Annotated in this window: 14 protein-coding genes and 1 riboswitch; of the genes, 1 reads left to right on the top strand and 13 read right to left on the bottom strand. The window is 62.5% G+C overall.

All coding sequences use genetic code 11. The features are described 5' to 3' along the window. Positions 1–2 precede the first annotated feature (2 nt). From A3C3_RS0112915 to A3C3_RS0112870, 9 genes are all read right to left on the bottom strand, one after another. Positions 3–1,208 (bottom strand): beta-ketoacyl-ACP synthase, encoded by a 1,206-nt coding sequence (locus A3C3_RS0112915; protein WP_022715029.1) that lies wholly within the window; start codon positions 1,206–1,208, stop codon positions 3–5. Next, positions 1,205–1,687: a 3-hydroxyacyl-ACP dehydratase FabZ family protein gene (locus A3C3_RS0112910; protein WP_022715028.1), complete on the bottom strand. Its 483-nt coding sequence runs from the start codon at positions 1,685–1,687 to the stop codon at positions 1,205–1,207. Before A3C3_RS0112910 ends, A3C3_RS0112915 begins: the two co-directional genes overlap by 4 nt. Positions 1,688–1,801: 114 nt before the next feature. After that, positions 1,802–2,119 (bottom strand): acyl carrier protein, encoded by a 318-nt coding sequence (locus tag A3C3_RS0112905; protein WP_022715027.1) that lies wholly within the window; start codon positions 2,117–2,119, stop codon positions 1,802–1,804. A gap of 152 nt (positions 2,120–2,271) precedes the next feature. Further along, on the bottom strand, positions 2,272–3,252 hold the full coding sequence (cbiB, locus tag A3C3_RS0112900) for an adenosylcobinamide-phosphate synthase CbiB (protein ID WP_022715026.1): 981 nt from the start codon (positions 3,250–3,252) through the stop codon (positions 2,272–2,274). Then, positions 3,249–4,250: a threonine-phosphate decarboxylase CobD gene (cobD, locus tag A3C3_RS0112895; protein ID WP_022715025.1), complete on the bottom strand. Its 1,002-nt coding sequence runs from the start codon at positions 4,248–4,250 to the stop codon at positions 3,249–3,251. The genes cbiB and cobD overlap by 4 nt, the downstream gene beginning before the upstream one ends. Further along, the gene (locus A3C3_RS0112890; RefSeq protein ID WP_022715024.1) at positions 4,247–5,554 is read right to left on the bottom strand and encodes a cobyrinic acid a,c-diamide synthase CobB; all 1,308 of its coding nucleotides are present in this window, start codon (positions 5,552–5,554) and stop codon (positions 4,247–4,249) included. The genes cobD and A3C3_RS0112890 overlap by 4 nt, the downstream gene beginning before the upstream one ends. Then, positions 5,551–6,393, bottom strand: coding sequence for a uroporphyrinogen-III C-methyltransferase (gene cobA, locus A3C3_RS0112885; protein WP_022715023.1), 843 nt, complete (start codon positions 6,391–6,393; stop codon positions 5,551–5,553). Before cobA ends, A3C3_RS0112890 begins: the two co-directional genes overlap by 4 nt. 185 nt (positions 6,394–6,578) lie before the next feature. Beyond that, positions 6,579–7,529 carry a nucleoside hydrolase gene (locus A3C3_RS0112875; RefSeq protein WP_022715021.1) on the bottom strand — a complete coding sequence of 317 codons (951 nt, stop codon included), beginning with the start codon at positions 7,527–7,529 and terminating at the stop codon, positions 6,579–6,581. A 70-nt stretch (positions 7,530–7,599) separates the two neighbouring features. Further along, positions 7,600–8,019 (bottom strand): cobalamin biosynthesis protein, encoded by a 420-nt coding sequence (locus A3C3_RS0112870; RefSeq protein ID WP_028739605.1) that lies wholly within the window; start codon positions 8,017–8,019, stop codon positions 7,600–7,602. 100 nt (positions 8,020–8,119) lie between these two features. On the opposite strand from A3C3_RS0112870, the gene A3C3_RS0112865 reads away from it, so the two are divergent. Further along, positions 8,120–8,932 (top strand): TSUP family transporter, encoded by an 813-nt coding sequence (locus A3C3_RS0112865; RefSeq protein ID WP_028739604.1) that lies wholly within the window; start codon positions 8,120–8,122, stop codon positions 8,930–8,932. A 7-nt stretch (positions 8,933–8,939) separates the two neighbouring features. Here the strand turns inward: A3C3_RS0112865 and cobO are convergent, their stop codons facing one another. Genes cobO through cobU form a run of 4 tightly spaced genes read right to left on the bottom strand, consistent with a single transcriptional unit; the run spans position 8,940 to position 15,114 of the window. Further along, on the bottom strand, positions 8,940–9,572 hold the full coding sequence (gene cobO / locus A3C3_RS0112860) for a cob(I)yrinic acid a,c-diamide adenosyltransferase (protein WP_022715018.1): 633 nt from the start codon (positions 9,570–9,572) through the stop codon (positions 8,940–8,942). Between the two features lie 18 nt (positions 9,573–9,590). Further along, entirely contained in the window at positions 9,591–13,526 is a 3,936-nt protein-coding gene (gene cobN, locus A3C3_RS0112855; RefSeq protein WP_022715017.1) for a cobaltochelatase subunit CobN, read from the bottom strand. A 9-nt stretch (positions 13,527–13,535) separates the two neighbouring features. After that, entirely contained in the window at positions 13,536–14,585 is a 1,050-nt protein-coding gene (gene cobW / locus A3C3_RS0112850; RefSeq protein WP_022715016.1) for a cobalamin biosynthesis protein CobW, read from the bottom strand. Positions 14,586–14,589: 4 nt separating this feature from the next. Beyond that, positions 14,590–15,114 carry a bifunctional adenosylcobinamide kinase/adenosylcobinamide-phosphate guanylyltransferase gene (gene cobU, locus A3C3_RS0112845; protein ID WP_028739603.1) on the bottom strand — a complete coding sequence of 175 codons (525 nt, stop codon included), beginning with the start codon at positions 15,112–15,114 and terminating at the stop codon, positions 14,590–14,592. Between the two features lie 318 nt (positions 15,115–15,432). Continuing rightward, positions 15,433–15,826, bottom strand: a riboswitch (cobalamin riboswitch). Positions 15,827–15,944: the final 118 nt, after the last annotated feature.

The raw sequence follows: 15,944 nt of genomic DNA, 5'->3' as shown, positions 1-15,944 counted from the left end.
CCTCACGCATCCGCGGAAAGCACGGCGACACCCTCGCCGCGCTGGTGGCCGACTGCGGTGACGACAGCGGCCGTGGTACCCGCGCTCATCGGTTTTTCGTGCGCGGTGTCGAAAGGCGGCACCTTCGCTTTGCTGTCGACGGCGAGTGCGGCAAAAGCAAGTCCAAGTGTAAACTGCGCTTCGATGGCATGGCCGGACACGCCGCCGAAGCCGCGGACGGCCGCGCCCGGAAGCTGATGCTCCAGAACCGCCTTCTCGCGCTCTGCCAGATCGTGCATGCCGGTCGAGCCCGAAAAGATCGCAGTCGTTTCAGGTGCAAGCTTCTTGGCCGGCTGCAGCAGGCGCTCGAGACGAACCTCAAGGTTTCCGGCATTCCGGTTACCGCGGTCGCCCTCGATGGAATCGATCGTCGCATAGATATGCGCCCCCCGCGCTTCCGCGTGCTTGCGCGATTCCAGTACGAGAAACGCCCCGGCCGAACCCAGGATCATGCCGCCGCCCTCGGTATCCTTGCGCGACCAAAGCGGCGCCCATTTGCCCTGCAGGTGAGCGCCGATCGCTTCGGGCAGCAGGATCATGTCCTGACGCTCGGCGACAAAAGCGCCGCCGACGAGGGCATGCGAGGATTCGCCTGACTTGATCCGGTAGAATGCGGTTTCGACGGCGGAGATGCCTGCAGCCTCCTCGCCCATGAACGTCCGCGAAGAACCGGTGACCTTATGGACGATCGAAATATTGCCGGCAAGGAGGTTGGATAGCTGCGCCAGGAAGAGCGTCGGGCGCAGTTCGGTGGTCAGCTTCTCGTTGAGTAAGAGCTCGCGATCATTGCGCTTCAGGCCCTCGTCGACGATCAGCGTATCGACATTGATGTCACGCTCTCCGCCGCCGGCGGCCACGATCATGTCCATCCTGCCGCAAGTTTCCGCATCCTCCTTGAAGCCCGCGTCATCGAGCGCCAGGCCGGCGGCAAAGACGCCGATGCGCTGCCAGTTCTCCATCTGGCGCTGATCGCCGCGCTTGGCGATCTGCTGCGACCAGTCGATTTCCGGCAGCGGATGTACCGGATAGGGCTTGAATTTCTCGGCCTCGATGATCGGCTCCGGCGCTCGGCCTGCCGTCAAGAGCGCGACATGCGCATCCTTGCCGACGCCCTGACAAGTGACGATACCGACGCCGGTGATGACGACATCATTTTGAGCCTTGCTCATCCCTTTACTCCCTGCGCGGCGATCGCATCCATCAGGCCGACCTCGCCCGCGCGCTTTTTAACGATATCGCCGAGCGGAACCTCGCTGAAGGGCATGGTGCGCAACTTCAGTTGCGCATCGCAAACCTTCTTGCCGCCGCTCGTGATCCTTGCCTTGGTCACGGCAAAACCGGACCCGTCATGCTCCAGAAACGCCTCGATGTCGAGAACCGCCTCTGGCTCGACGAAGGTGCGCATCTTGGCGCCATCCACCGACATCAGGAACGGCATCGCGGCAAAATCAGTCGCTGCCAGCACCAGCATGCCCGAGGCCTGCGCCATGGTTTCAATGAGAAGCACGCCCGGAACGAGCGGCATACCTGGAAAGTGGCCCTCGAAGACCGGGCTTTTCGCCGGCACAACGGAACGCGCCTTGAGCACACCCTTTTCGAGGTCGACCGCTTCGACGCGGTCAATCATCTGGAAATATTCCAGCAGCATCGGATCCTCCGGCCCGGCGGGAAAGCGAGCGCCGGATACGCCTAGTTAGGAACAAAACCGCCCGGCCGCTACATTTCGCAGAGGCAGGGCGGAGAAAAAAGATAGCTATGTCGCTCAGGCCTTGGCGGCGCGAAGCTCATCGATCTTGGCACAGAGGTTCTTCAGCACGAAATATTCCTCGGTGGAAACCTTCCCCTCGTTGACTTCCTGCGTCCACTTTTCGAGCGGGATCTTGATGCCGAATTCCTTGTCGATGGCGAAAACGATATCGAGGAAGTCGAGGCTATCGATACCGAGGTCGTCGATCGTATGGCTCTCCGGCGTGATCGTCTCGCGATCGATCTCGCTGGTTTCTGCAATGATGTCGGCAACTTTATCGAATGTAGCGGTCACGCGCTGTACCTCTTTCAATGACGAATTTATCCCCCTCATAGGCAAATCCATTTCAAAAGCCAATGCTTTCGCATGATCTGCTTTCAAATTTGACGCGCAACTGTTGCCGAAACAGCAATTCGCATAAAGGCTCGGAGCACCAGGCCAGCATTCTTATCCGGATAGCGGCCAAACTCTCCTGCGAAGGACAGTCAAAGCAGAGCGATGAATGCCAGAAACACGGCGATCGCCAATATCATGCAACTTGCATTAAATACCGCGATCCCGTCCTCGACGTCCTTGACGGTGGCGGTGCCGCGGCCTGCGCCGTTGATCATCGGTTCGCTGACGACAATGCCGGAATAGACGCGCGGACCTGCCAATTGAACATCAAGTGCACCGGCCATGGCCGCTTCCGGCCGGCCGGAATTCGGTGAGCGATGCAGACCGCCGTCGCGGATCGCAACCTGGAAGGCCTCGCGGCTGGCGCGTGCGCCGCGCCGAAGCCAGGCGCCAGCAGCGATCAGCAGGATGGCAAGACGGGCTGCCGGCCAATTCGCCAGATCGTCGAGGCGAGCCGAGGCCCAGCCGAAATCGATGTACTTGTCCGACTTGTGTCCGATCATCGAGTCGGCGGTATTCAGCATCTTGTAGATGAAGAGGCCGGGCAGGCCGAGGACGACATACCAGAGCGCCGGTGCAACGACGCCGTCGGAGAAGTTTTCGGCGAGGCTTTCGATCGCCGCACGGCAAATACCCGGCTCGTCCAGTGTTTGTGGATCACGGCCGACAATGCGGGAGACGGCCTTGCGGCCGCCGACGATCCCCTCGCCGCGCAAGGCTCCCGCCACCGCAGAAACGTGATCCGCAAGGCTTTTCTGCGCCAAAAAGATCGCGACGCAGGCAACTTCGAGCAGAATTCCCACAAAGCCGAACAGCCCGAAGAACCAGTGCAGCACGAGCCCGGCGACGGCGCTGAACGCCAACAGCACCGTGATCGAGACGGTGCCGTTCAGCCGCCGCTCGGCCTTCGTCAGCGTCTCGCTATTGAATTGCCGATCGAAATTGGAAATCGCCTTGCCGAAGAGGACGACGGGATGCGGCAGTCGCGACCACAGCCAATCCGGATCGCCAACGATCCGGTCGAGAAGGAGCGCCAGCAACAGCACGAGGAGATTTTCGTCGATCGTCATCCGTCAAAACTTTCCAAAGCAACCACAAGCCTGTTGTCGGCAGCGAAATCGGGCGCGAGACCGAAACGCAGCCATTCCGGCGCATAGTCGAACTTGCGGACGAGAATATGGTGGCGGCAGAGATGCGTGTGAATGCGGCCAGCGCGGCTGTCTTCGACGAGCAAAAAGAGCCGCGTACCGCCGATCATTGCCAAACCGGCGCCTTTCAACACGCCCTCCAAGGCATCCTGGCGCTCGGCGATCCTACGGATAATCGGAGCCGTATCCGACCGCAGCAAGGACGCGGCAATCGACAGCGCCGGGCCGGACACCGCCCAAGGGCCGAGCCAATCCTCGAAACGCTCGCGGATATCGCTTGCAGTCACGACGAAGCCGAGCCGCAGACCTGCTAGTCCGAAGAACTTTCCGAACGAACGGAAGATGACGAGATTTGAAAGCCGCGATGCCAGAGGCACGAGACTCAAATTCGGCTCAGCATCGCCGAAGGCTTCATCGACGACGAGACAGCCGCCCTGCCCTTTCAGCCGGTCATGCAGCGAGGCCAGCTCGTCCGGCTTATAGTTTTGGCCATCGGGATTGTTCGGATTGACGACGACGGCAAGCGCGTGCCGGTCGTCGACAGCCCCGATCCCGTCGACCGCATCCACGATAAAGCCGGCTGACCGGAACACCTTCCCGTATTCGCCATAGGTTGGCGAGACGATCGCGATTCGCCTGCCGGGCTCAATCAGTCTGGGCAAAAGCTGGATCACGGATTGCGTGCCCGGAACAGGCAACGGCAGGAGATCGCCGCTGCGGTAATAGTCGCGGGCAGCCGCAACGGCGGATTGCACCAGATACTTGTCCGGCAGGCGATGCCAGGATTCAGCAGGAATGTCCGGCAGCGCCGCCGGGCACGGATTGATGCCGGTCGATAGATCAAGCCAATCCTCCGGCCTTCCGCCAAAGGCAGCGGCGGCGGCCGTGATCCCGCCGCCATGCACGATCGGGACACTCATGCGGCGGTTCCAGCAAGGTCGATCAGATGCATATAAGACCCAGCGATCTGGCCGCGGCGAAGGCCGGCTTCACCGAGACCGATGCCGAGAGCATCGCTTACCCTGAAGAGCCTGTCGGCCTCGCCTTCGCGAACGACAGTGGAGTAATGATATTCATGGGCCGTCATGGCATGGTCGAAGAATGCCCCGTCGACCGGCTGAACACGGCGATAGCCGAGATGCCGGCTGCGCTCTTCATAGCTGGTGACAAGCGGCAGCAGGCCGAGCATCTCGTGCCGCGTGCCGCCGGAATCGATCAGCCCCTCGCCAAGGACCATGTAGCCGCCGCACTCGCCATAAATGCGCGTGCCGCCTCCTGCAGCCTCGATCATTGCCCGACGGAACTTCTGCGCACTCGCGATCTCTCCGGCATGCAGTTCCGGATAGCCGCCCGGCAGATAGATCGCATCGGCATCGGCGGCGGGTGCTTCGTCGGCCAGCGGCGAGAAGAAAGAGATCGTTGCCCCGCGGCGGCGCCAGCCCATCAGCATATGTTCGTAGGAAAAGGCAAAGGCGATGTCGCGGGCAACGGCAATACGGCTTCCGATTGGCGTCAGCCGGTGGATATTCGCCGCCGAGGGAACGTTGAGACCCTGGCGCGCGGTACGCAGAAGAAACTCGAAATTGCACTCGTCGGAAACGGCCTCGGCAGCATGCTCGATGAAGTCCTCCAGCCCCTGATGCTCGCCCGCCTGGACGAGGCCCAGATGCCGCTCCGGAAGCGCCAGTGTCTTGTCGCTGCGGATGACCGCGATGACTGGCATGCGGATCGCATCGAGCGCCTGGCGCAGCATCGTCTCGTGCCGCTCGCTGCCGACCTTGTTGAGAATGACGCCGGCGATGCGGACATCGGCGCGGAAGCTAGCAAAGCCGCTGACGAGCGGCGCGACCGAATGCGACATGCGCGAGGCGTCGACAACGAGCACGACGGATAGGCGAAGCATGGCGGCGAGATCGGCCGCGGTCCCCTTGCCGTCGGCCGCGCCGTCGAAGAGCCCCATCATCGCCTCAATGACCAGCATGCGATCGCCGGATCGGTGCAGTGCGGCATTGGCGGAAATCAACTCGGGCCGCATGGCCCAGGCGTCGAAATTCAGGCAGGGCGTACCGCTGGCGGCCGAGTGAAAGGCAGGATCGATATAGTCCGGGCCGGCCTTGCCGGGAGCGACCGCAACACCGCGGTTGCGAAGCGCCCGAAGCAGCCCGAGCGTGATTGTAGTCTTGCCGGAGCCGGAGGACGGCGCAGCGATCAGCAACCCGCTCATGCCGTCACCTTCCCGCCGGTGCGGCGAAACGGATCGGGCTGTAGCCTGCGCCCCGCCAAAGCACCCAGCCAATCGAGCGACGGGCGCAATCTCACGACCTCGCCGACGACGACAATTGCGGGCGGCTCCAAGCCGGAGGCCGCGACGGCGGCCGGTGCTTCGCCAAGCGTCGTTTCCAGAACCTGCTGCCCGCTGGTTGCCGCATTGCAGACGAAGGCGACCGGCTCCGACGGATTGCGGCCCGCCGCGATGAGGTTGGCGCTGATCTGGGCGATATGCTTCATCGCCATATAGATGACGATCACCGGCGAACCGCGGCCGATCGCCTCCCAATTGATCGCATCCGGCACGATGCCGGAAGAATCATGGCCGGTGAGAAACGTGACCGCATGGTTGATGTCGCGATGGGTGACCGGAATGCCGGCATAGGCGAGCCCGCCGATACCGGCCGTAATGCCCGGCACGATGCGGAACGGAATGTTGTGCTCGACGAGCGTCAGCGCCTCTTCGCCGCCACGGCCGAAGACGAAGGGATCGCCGCCCTTCAGCCGCAGCACGCGTTTGCCGGAGCGCGCAAGTTCGACCAGGCGAAGCGAGATATCCCGCTGATTCGCGGAAGGCTTGCCGCCTCGCTTGCCGGCATATTCGAGAACGGCATCGGGCCGCGCGAGCCTCAAGCATTCCTCGTTCACCAGCGCGTCGTGAATGATCAAATCGGCTTCCGCCATCGCCTTAGCGGCAAGCAGCGTCAGCAGGCCAGGATCGCCCGGCCCGGCGCCGACGAGCCAGACGCTGCCCGGCTCGAGCGCCGGCAGATGGGTGAACGCGCTTTCGATCATTCAGGTGATCTATGCCCGGCAGCAGGCAAGGTCAACGGCAACGGTGAAAGCCGACGACAGGCTGCCGGGCGGAAACTGAGACAATTTTGGAAAGGGTTGAATCCGAACTTAAGGAAAGCAAGCCATCCCGTTGATCGGATTCAGCAAGAACCGCCCGGAGGAAACGCCGGCCGGTCGGCAATTCATCAGGCCCGCAGCAGCGTCTCGCGAACGAGGCCGATCACCTTTTCCGACTCGATGCCGGTGCAGACGATCTGGCTCGGCAGGCCGTCCCAATCGCCGGGCGGGAAGCGGCGGCCATCCGGCTTCACGATCGTCTGGCCGTCGGCAATACCGCCACAAACGACGCGAACAGAACCTGTGATGGTCGAAAAGAGTTCCGGCGCCACGACATAGACGCAGGCGCAGCTGTCATGCACCATCATTCCGTCATCGACCGCGTGCGCGTAGAAATCGATGTAGAACTGGGAGAGATCGTTCAGCAGTTTGACGGCTCTGTCGCCCTCTGCGGCGGCAGCGGCGAGATAGCGCCGACTCATGGTTGTGACCGCGGTCACGTCAAGGCCGATGACCACAACCTTCCAGGGAGCGGTCAGGACGATGTCGGCAGCTTCCGGATCGCCGTGAATATTGGCTTCGGCGACCGGCGAGACATTGCCCGGCACATAGAAATTGCCGCCCATGATGACGACGGCCTTCACGAGCTTGGCGATCTCCGGATCTTCCTTCAGCGCCAGCGCAAGGTTCGTCATGCGGCCGACGGCAACGAGCGTCACCTCGCCCGGATTGGCGCGCACGGTGTCGACGATGAACCGGTAGGCCGGGCGCGGATCGAGCGGCACATCGACCGTTTCCGGCACGTCGATATTGCCGAGGCCATTGTCGCCATGCACGAAGGTCGGCCAGTCGATCTCCTTGCGCGACGGATCGATCGTCGTACCCGTACCCTTGGCGACGGGGGCCGGAATATTCCATTCGCGCTTCAAAAACAGCGCGTTGCGCGTCGTCGCTTCGATCGAGGCATTGCCGAAAACGGTCGTGATGCCGATCAGGTCGACGTCGGGGTGACGATGCAGGAAGAGGAGCGCCATGGCGTCATCGACGCCCGGGTCCGTGTCATAAATGACCTTGTGCATGAGATTTCCTTTTATACTGTTCGCCGCGTGCCGGAAAACGCCTCGTGAAGTGGCGACACCATAGGGCCCGTTATTCTTTCTGCAACCGCATGCGGGCGATTGCCGCGGTTGCGTGCGCAGATTTGATCTTGGGCACAGCAAGCTCTGCGTTGCGGCCGCAAGCGGCAAGCGCCGCGGACTCGGCAACGCCGTGGCAGCCGACCCGGGCAAAGACGATGTCGGATGGATTCTTAAGGCGCGGCGTCTCTTCCTCAAGGCGCGCGGCACTGAAAAACAGCATCGGCACGCCGAAATGCCTGGCGGCCTCGATAATAGCAGGCTCCCCGGCCCGGCCGTCGATCGATGCGATCGCTGCGAGTTCACCGGGCACCAGACCGCCGAGCCACAAAGCCTCGGCCGCAAGCGCCACGACTTCGTCGGGCGGCGTGCCGCGCTCGCAACCGAGGCCGAGGACATGGCGGCGTGAAATATCGAAGGTGATTCCGGTCATCGGCCCTATTTTGAAATGCATGCGTGTCCTTCCAGCCATTGCAGCCGGAAGCCGGAAATGCAACATGGCGCGGACTTCAGTCCTGCCTTCGAGTTCCGCCTTGTCCGATATCGCTCCCCACCTCCTTCTGCTCCTCTGCCTTGCCGGCTTTTTTGCCGGCTTTGTCGATGCCATCGCCGGCGGCGGCGGCCTCATCACCGTCCCGGCGATGCTGATCGCAGGGATTCCGCCGCTCCAGACGCTCGGCACGAACAAGGTGCAATCCGTTTTCGGAGCAGCGTCCGCGACGATCGCCTATGCGCGCAAGGGCCATGTGAACCTTCGAGAACAACTGCCGATGGCCGTGATGGCGGCTATGGGCGGAGCGCTCGGTGCGGCCCTTGCGACGATCGTGCCCGGCGATGTCCTGCGCGCCATCATGCCGGTGCTGCTAATCGCGATCGCGCTCTATTTCGCCTTCAAGCCGAACCTTAACGACCTCGATACCCACCGCCGCATCACGCCTTTCGTCTTCGGCATGACCTTCGTGCCGCTGATTGGCCTTTACGACGGAGTTTTCGGTCCGGGCACGGGTTCCTTCTTCATGCTGTCCTTCGTGACGCTTGCAGGTTTCGGCATGCTGAAGGCAACGGCGCATACCAAGCTTCTGAACCTCGGCTCGAACATCGGCGCGCTCGTCGTCTTCGCCTCCTTCGGAGCAACGCTCTGGATGGTCGGGCTGATGATGGGTCTCTGCCAGTTCCTCGGCGCCCAGGTCGGCTCACGGCTTGCGATGCGCACCGGCGCCAAGCTCATCAAGCCGCTGCTCGTGACGGTTTGCATCGCGTTCACGATCAAGCTTCTGTCCGACCCGACGAACCCTCTCCGCCTCTGGAGCCTGGCAATGGCCTTCGATTACCTGCCGGGAAATTGATCCGTCATCAGAACTCCACGCCGGGCTGTCCCTTGATACCGGAGCGGAATGGATGCTTGATCAGCTCCATTTCCGTGACCAGATCGGCGATCTCGATCAGTTCGTCCTTGGCGTTCCGGCCGGTCAGCACGACGTGAGTCATATAGGGTTTATCGGCCTTGAGAAATGCGACCACCTCGTTGACGTCGAGATAGTCATAGCGGAGCGCGATGTTGATTTCGTCGAGCAACACCATGGAATTGCGCTCGTCGCGGATCAATTCCTTCGCCTTCTCCCAGGCAGCCCTCGCCGCTGCAACATCGCGCGCGCGGTCCTGCGTTTCCCAGGTGAAGCCCTCGCCCATCGTATGAAACTGGCAAACGTCGGAGAAATGCTTCTCGATCAGGTCGCGCTCGCCGGTCCACATCGCGCCCTTGATGAACTGCACGACGGCTGACGGTTTGCGGTGGGCGATATGTCGGAAGATCATCCCGAAGGCGGCAGACGACTTGCCCTTGCCTTTTCCGGTGTAAACGATGATCAGGCCCTTCTCGTCGGTCTTCGTGGCCATGATCTTGTCACGCGCGGCCTTCTTCTTGGCCATCTTTTCGGCGTGACGTGTATCGTCCTTCTCGCCGCTTTCCACTGGTTCTTCGCTCATTGTTCTTCCCTATAAGGCCTATGCCGTTTCTGTGTGACGTGGCGGCGCGAGATCGAAGCGCGCCGAATTGCTGCGCGGCGTCCAGAGCCTGCGCTCGATCGCTTCGAGCAGCCGCTCCTTCATGTCCGCAAGCGCCGCCGGGTTCTTCTCTGCCATGAAATCGCGAACTCTCGGATCGGCGACGAAGGCCTGGTAGACGGCCTCGAAATGGTGGTTGCCGACGGCACCCGTCGTCGCTGCAAAAGCGAAGAGGTAATCGACAGTCGCGGCGATCTCGAAGGCGCCCTTGTAGCCATGGCGCATGACGCCATCGATCCATTTCGGATTGACCGCACGCCCGCGCACGACGCGACCGATCTCCTCCTCCAGCGAGCGGATCACCGGCTTTTCCGGCCGCGAGTGATCGTTGTGATAGATCGCGGGACGTACTCCACCCAGTTGTTCGGCCGCCGCCGCCATGCCGCCTTCGAACTGGTAGTAATCGTCGCTGTCGAGCAGGTCATGCTCGCGGTTGTCCTGGTTCTGCACCACGGCCTGGATGGAGCGCAGGCGTTCCTCGAAGACGCCGCGTTCGGACCTGCCTTCCTCCGCCGCGCCGTAAGCATAGCTGCCCCAGACAAGATAGGATTCCGCCAGATCGGCACGCCGCTCCCAGCCCTTTTCGTCGATCAAAGCCTGCAGGCCCGCACCATAGGCACCAGGTTTGGAGCCGAAGATGCGGTAGCCGGCGCGCTTTTGTGCGGATGCCTCATCGAGGCCGGCTGCGGCAAGGCGCGCCGCTTCGGCGCGCATGCGGGCGGCGATCGGGTTGTCGGCGGCATCTTCATCCAGAGCGCCGACAGAGCGGATTGCCCTGTCAAATAGCGCGATCTGCTCGGGAAAGGCATCCCGGAAGAAGCCGGAGATACGCAGTGTCACGTCGACGCGCGGGCGCCCCAGCAGCGCGGGCGGAATGATCTCGTAGCCGGTGACGCGCCGCGAGGTCATGTCCCAGACCGGCTTGACGCCGATCAGCGCCAGCGCTTGCGCGATATCGTCGCCGCCGGTGCGCATGTTCGATGTGCCCCAGGCCGTCAGCCCGAACGAGACCGGCCAGTCGCCATGGTCTTGCACGTAGCGCCGGACGAGCAATTCGGCGGATTTTTTGCCGAGTTCGAAGGCTGCAGGCGTCGGAACGGCGCGGCTATCGACTGAGTAGAAATTCCGCCCTGTCGGCAGCACGTCCGGCCGCCCGCGCGTCGGCGCGCCGGACGGACCTGGAGCGACGAAGCGGCCGTCGAGACCGCTAAGAAGGCCCGCGATTTCAGCCTTGCCGCAGGCGAGGATGGAAGGCTTCAGGCGGGTTTCGATCTCGGTGAGAACCGATTGGGTTGCAGGCCAGTCCGGCGGGCACGGAATTTCACCGGCGACCAGTTCTGCGGCAAGCAATTCGATGCGCTCGACGGTGTCGCCGTTGGTGCGCCAGGGGGTATTGGAGGTCTCTATCAACAGCGATGGCCGCGGGCCGAGCCAGGGCGTCGACATATCGCAATCGAGGGGGTCGAAGGCTGGCGACTGTCCCTTCTCCCCAACAGTGAGAACGTGGCCCGAAGGGTCGGATGAGACGGAGGAGACGGAATGTTCGGTCTCGCTGGCGCCGGCTCGTTCGCTCCCTTTGTCGCTCCCCCCCTCATCTGTCCTAGCGGACATCTTCTCCCCGCTCAGGAGAAGAGGGAACCCAAGGAACGCATCTGCCGCAATCGCCCGGTGCAAGCTGGCATCGCCCCGCTCGCCCAAACTGCGCGGAACGCGGGCCATTGCCACCGTGAGATCAGTCAGCAACCGGCCCTGCGGCGCAACACCGAAGACATGCAGGCCATCGCGAATCTGCATTTCCTTCAGATCGCAAAGATAGGCGTCGAGCTTCTTCAGCGCCTCGTCCCCGCTCTCGCCTTTGGCGATCCCCGCATCCTGGTCGAGACCAATATCGGCGACGAGATCAAGAATCTGCTTGCCGAGCAGCCGAATGCGCCGCGGGTCGCCGCCGGAGGCCTCGTAATATTCGTCGACCAGCGCTTCCAGGTCCTTCAACGGGCCATAGCTCTCGGCCCGCGTCAGCGGCGGCGTGAGGTGATCGATGATGACGGCGCTGGAGCGCCGCTTGGCCTGCGTGCCTTCGCCCGGGTCGTTGATGATGAAGGGATAGAGATGTGGCAGCGGGCCGAGGATGGCTTCCGGATAACATTCCGAAGACAGCGCCAGCGCCTTGCCCGGCAGCCATTCCAGATTGCCGTGCTTGCCCATATGGATCACGGCATCGGCGCCGAATTTTTCGCGGAGGAAGGCATAGAAGGCGAGATAGCCATGCGGCGGCACGAGGTCCGGTGAATGGTAGCTTTCCTTCGGATCGATGTTGTAGCCGCGTGCAGGCTGGATGCCGACGAGAAGATTTCCGAAGCGGGTGAAAGGCAGCGCGAAACTGCCGTCCGTGAAATAGGGATCGGACGCCGGATCCCCCCAGCGGGCAGCAATCTCGTCTTGAATCTTTTTCGGAAGAGATGCGAAGAACGCTTTGTACCCACTCAAGGAAAGCGTCTCGCGGATCACCTTGCCATCGTGTCCGGAATTGGTCGGCCCCTCGGCGAGGTGCCGCATCAGCGCATCGCCATCGGCCGGGAAACCGGAAACAGCGTAACCCGCATCCCGCATCGCCTTCAGCACCTCGATCGTGCCGGCTGGCGTATCGAGGCCGACGCCGTTGCCGAGGCGTCCGTCACGGTTTGGGTAGTTTGCAAGCACCAGCGCGATCCGCCGGCCCGCAAGCTGCCTGTTTCGCAGGCGCGCCCAGTTGGCGGCGAGTTTCGCCGTATAACGCATGCGATCGGTATCCGGCTCGCTGGCGACGATATTGGCTTCGACAGCCGCGTCGTAACGGGCAGCAGACTTGAACGAAACCGCCCGCGCCAGCACGCGGCCATCGACCTCCGGCAGCGCGACGTTCATGCCGAGATCGCGGGCCGAAAGGCCTTGCGATGACGAGGCCCACGCCTCCTTGGATGTGGCGGAGAAAATCGCCTGGAGAACGACGGCGCCGTTTGATTCAAGCACGCTCGGCGCGCGATCGGCGCCGGGCGCAGATACGGCAAAGCCGGTGGTGTTGATCACCACATCGGGCGGCGCCTCTGCAAAGATACGCTCGAGAATGCCGGTGGATAGCGGATCCTTGAGACTATAAGCGAAGATCGGCAGAGGGCGCAGACCTTCCGCCGCCAGCGCTTCGATGAGCGCTTCAACGGGGGCCGTTTCGCCGCTTTGCACGAGCGCGCGGTAGAAGCTGATGGCGACGGTGGGCTTCAATCCGGCCTCTTCCGTCGAGTTTGGAATACCGGACGCGGAAACAGCTTTCCACTCCTCAATCCCAATCACACCTCGACCCGGCCACCAGATACCCGCCTTCATCAGCGGCGCAGCCGCGCCCGGCTTCTCATCGCCGGAGAGCATCGCCGTCGCGTAATCGAGAAAGCTTCGCGAATTCCCGTCGCCGCCTTCGATCAGATAAGCCCAGAGTGCGTTGAGATCGTCGAGCGGCACGTTCGAAAATGGCGTCAATCCCGCATCCGGCTTCGAATCCCCAGGCAGCACCGCAATCATCGCACCGTGCCGCACCGCGCACGCATGCAACGCCTCCAGCGCGTAGTGGAAGTAGCTCGCGCCCCCAAGCGCCCGGACGATGATCAGCTTTGCGCGCCTCGCCGTGCGTTCGATATAGGCGTCGACGGACATTGGATGCTTGAGGCTCATCAGGCTGGCGAGGCGGAGCGTGAAAGGCCTTCCGCCTTGCGCGTGAGCCGCGGCGATTGCCGCAAGCTCCGTATCCGCCGCAGACAGGAACAGGATATCGGCGGGCGATTGGCCGAGGTCGATCGCCTCGTCGCCGTCGCTGATCGTTCCTCTCTGGGCAAGAAGCAGATGCATGGCCGAGCCTTAGACGAGTGCCTGGATGGCCTTGCGGACGGTGTTTTGATCCATCTCGTGCAGGCCGATCACCACAAGCCGTGTGCCGCGCGCTTCGCCCGGCGCCCAGGCGCGGTCGAAATACTGGTCGATACGGCCGCCGACGGCCTGGACCTGCAACCGCATCTGCTTGCCCGCGATATCGGCAAAGCCCTTCAGGCGCAGAACATCGTGCTCGGCAATCACGCCTTTCAGCTTCTCGGCGAAGCCTGCCGGATCGTCGATCGGGCCAAGCTCGACCACGAAGCTGTCGAACTCGTCGTGATCGTGCGGCGTGGCGCCTTCATGCTCCAGCTCGTGATGAGACTTGCGGTTGCCGATGTCCTCTTCAGTACCGATGCCGAGGCCGAGCAGCACGCTTGCCGGAACCTCGCCGTTCCTCGCCTCGATCATCGCCGGCTTGCGGGCGATGCGGGAAGCCACTTCGTGGCGTACGCGGCTGAGCCCTTCGCCGTCAAGGAGATCGGTCTTGTTGAGCACGATGAGGTCGGCGCAGGTCAGTTGGTCCTCGAAGAGTTCTTCGATCGGGCTTTCATGATCGAGCGAGGCGTCGTCTGCGCGGCGCGCATCCACCGCATCGTGATCGTCAGCAAAACGGCCGGCCGCGACGGCCGCGCTGTCGACGACGGTGATGACGCCATCGACAGTCACTTCGCTCCGGATATCCGGCCAGTTGAAGGCGGCAACGAGCGGCTGCGGCAGGGCAAGGCCGGAGGTTTCGATGACGATATGATCCGGACGCTGCGCGCGCTCGAGAAGCTTCGTCATCGTCGGAATGAAATCGTCGGCAACGGTGCAGCAGATGCAGCCGTTGGTCAGTTCGATGATATCGTCCTCAGTGCAGTTTTCCGCGCCGCAGCCCTTCAATACATCACCATCGACGCCGAGATCGCCGAACTCGTTGATGATCAGCGCGATTTTCTTGCCGCCGGTGTTGGAAAGCAGGTTGCGGATCATCGTCGTCTTGCCGGCGCCGAGGAAACCGGTAATGACGGTTGCGGGGATCTTCTGCTGGCTCATAGGTTCAACCCTTCATTTTCAGCGGCAAACCGGCCGCGATGAAATACACTTCCGCGGCTTCCGCCGCTATCATCTGGTGCAGCCGTCCGGCATGATCGCGGAAATCCCGCGCCATGCGGTTTTCCGGCACGATGCCGAGGCCGACTTCATTGGAAACGATGACGAGCCGCGCTCTTGCCCTCGGCAACCAAGCGGCAAGTGCTGCGAATTCCGCTGCGATGTCGCGCTCCTCCATGATCAGATTTGTGACCCAGAGCGTCAGACAATCGACGAGGATCGCCCGGCCCTCGCGGTCGATAATGGAGAGACGGGGGACGAGCTCCAGCGGCTCCTCATGCGTCGTCCAGAGTGGACCGCGATCGGATTTGTGGCTCTCGATCCGCTGACGCATCTCCTCGTCCCACGCCCGGCCCGTCGCGACGTAGTGGCGCTCAAGGCCGCTATCGGCAATCAACTGCTCAGCAAAACGGGATTTGCCGGAACGCGCGCCGCCGAGGACGAAGGCGCTGCCGTATGTGGAATGAGTCATCTGGAGGCCCGCGGCGTCAGAAACGGCGCTGCCGAGGTATGGCGCAGCCAACCCTCGTTTCTGTGCTTGTCACGGGAATCCAGTGCCCCCAAGTCCCTGGGCGCCGAAGACACCTTCGCGAAGGCTGGCTCATTCACGGCGCCGACGCGCCGTGGCTGGGTTCTTGTGGCAATCCTCGGGTTAAACCCGCGGACAGCAATGCGGGAAGTCGAAAGTGCGGTGTCGCGCAAAGACGCCACAAAATGCAGCATGGAATACCATCCTTGAGCCATTACAACCTCCGTGCTGGCAGCGGGGAACGAGCCCCAGAATGGGCTCTTCGCCCGGCACGCAATGGCAGGTCTCCTGGCTCGCGGGTATCGGCCGACCGGGGCGACCATCTAAGGTCGCCCCTGATCGCGCCAGTGGATCTTCCTCGCCTTCCCGGCTGCATTCTCGTGAAAAGGCGGACGATTCGTAGAAATAGAGGCGTCCTGCCCCGGCTGATCACAATGCATTTCCAGTGGCTTTTCCGGCGCCCCAGCCACTTCACCTGATCCGCAACATGCGAAAACAGCCGTGAATTGGCCGAACGCCGGACAGAAGACCCTGACCGCTCTACAGTCGCGGGGTCGGCTGTGATGAAGACGCCCGGCTTGGGTCCGTCCCTTCACATTCCCTTTTCATCCGCAACGGCATCTGCCGCCCCGGAACCATCCGTAAGAATATCCATCGTTAGGCAAGCCGCCATCCGAAGTCAATTGCGAGAACCCAAATGAGACCGGCGGCGAACAGCTTCCAATTCGCGGTGTTTTCGCGCCGGGCTTTCGCCACATTTCGGGAGCAAGCGC

Source organism: Rhizobium mongolense USDA 1844, assembly GCF_000419765.1.
Lineage (GTDB): Bacteria > Pseudomonadota > Alphaproteobacteria > Rhizobiales > Rhizobiaceae > Rhizobium > Rhizobium mongolense.
This window is presented reverse-complemented; position numbering and strand designations above follow the sequence as displayed.

Bases quoted from the DNA above. Each gene is read 5' to 3' on its own strand.
- A3C3_RS0112915 (WP_022715029.1), bottom strand. From the start codon at position 1,208: ATGAGCAAGGCTCAAAATGATGTCGTCATCACCGGCGTCGGTATCGTC.
- A3C3_RS0112910 (WP_022715028.1), bottom strand. From the start codon at position 1,687: ATGCTGCTGGAATATTTCCAGATGATTGACCGCGTCGAAGCGGTCGAC.
- A3C3_RS0112905 (WP_022715027.1), bottom strand. From the start codon at position 2,119: ATGAGGGGGATAAATTCGTCATTGAAAGAGGTACAGCGCGTGACCGCT.
- cbiB (WP_022715026.1), bottom strand. From the start codon at position 3,252: ATGACGATCGACGAAAATCTCCTCGTGCTGTTGCTGGCGCTCCTTCTC.
- cobD (WP_022715025.1), bottom strand. From the start codon at position 4,250: ATGAGTGTCCCGATCGTGCATGGCGGCGGGATCACGGCCGCCGCCGCT.
- A3C3_RS0112890 (WP_022715024.1), bottom strand. From the start codon at position 5,554: ATGAGCGGGTTGCTGATCGCTGCGCCGTCCTCCGGCTCCGGCAAGACT.
- cobA (WP_022715023.1), bottom strand. From the start codon at position 6,393: ATGATCGAAAGCGCGTTCACCCATCTGCCGGCGCTCGAGCCGGGCAGC.
- A3C3_RS0112875 (WP_022715021.1), bottom strand. From the start codon at position 7,529: ATGCACAAGGTCATTTATGACACGGACCCGGGCGTCGATGACGCCATG.
- A3C3_RS0112870 (WP_028739605.1), bottom strand. From the start codon at position 8,019: ATGACCGGAATCACCTTCGATATTTCACGCCGCCATGTCCTCGGCCTC.
- cobO (WP_022715018.1), bottom strand. From the start codon at position 9,572: ATGAGCGAAGAACCAGTGGAAAGCGGCGAGAAGGACGATACACGTCAC.
- cobN (WP_022715017.1), bottom strand. From the start codon at position 13,526: ATGCATCTGCTTCTTGCCCAGAGAGGAACGATCAGCGACGGCGACGAG.
- cobW (WP_022715016.1), bottom strand. From the start codon at position 14,585: ATGAGCCAGCAGAAGATCCCCGCAACCGTCATTACCGGTTTCCTCGGC.
- cobU (WP_028739603.1), bottom strand. From the start codon at position 15,114: ATGACTCATTCCACATACGGCAGCGCCTTCGTCCTCGGCGGCGCGCGT.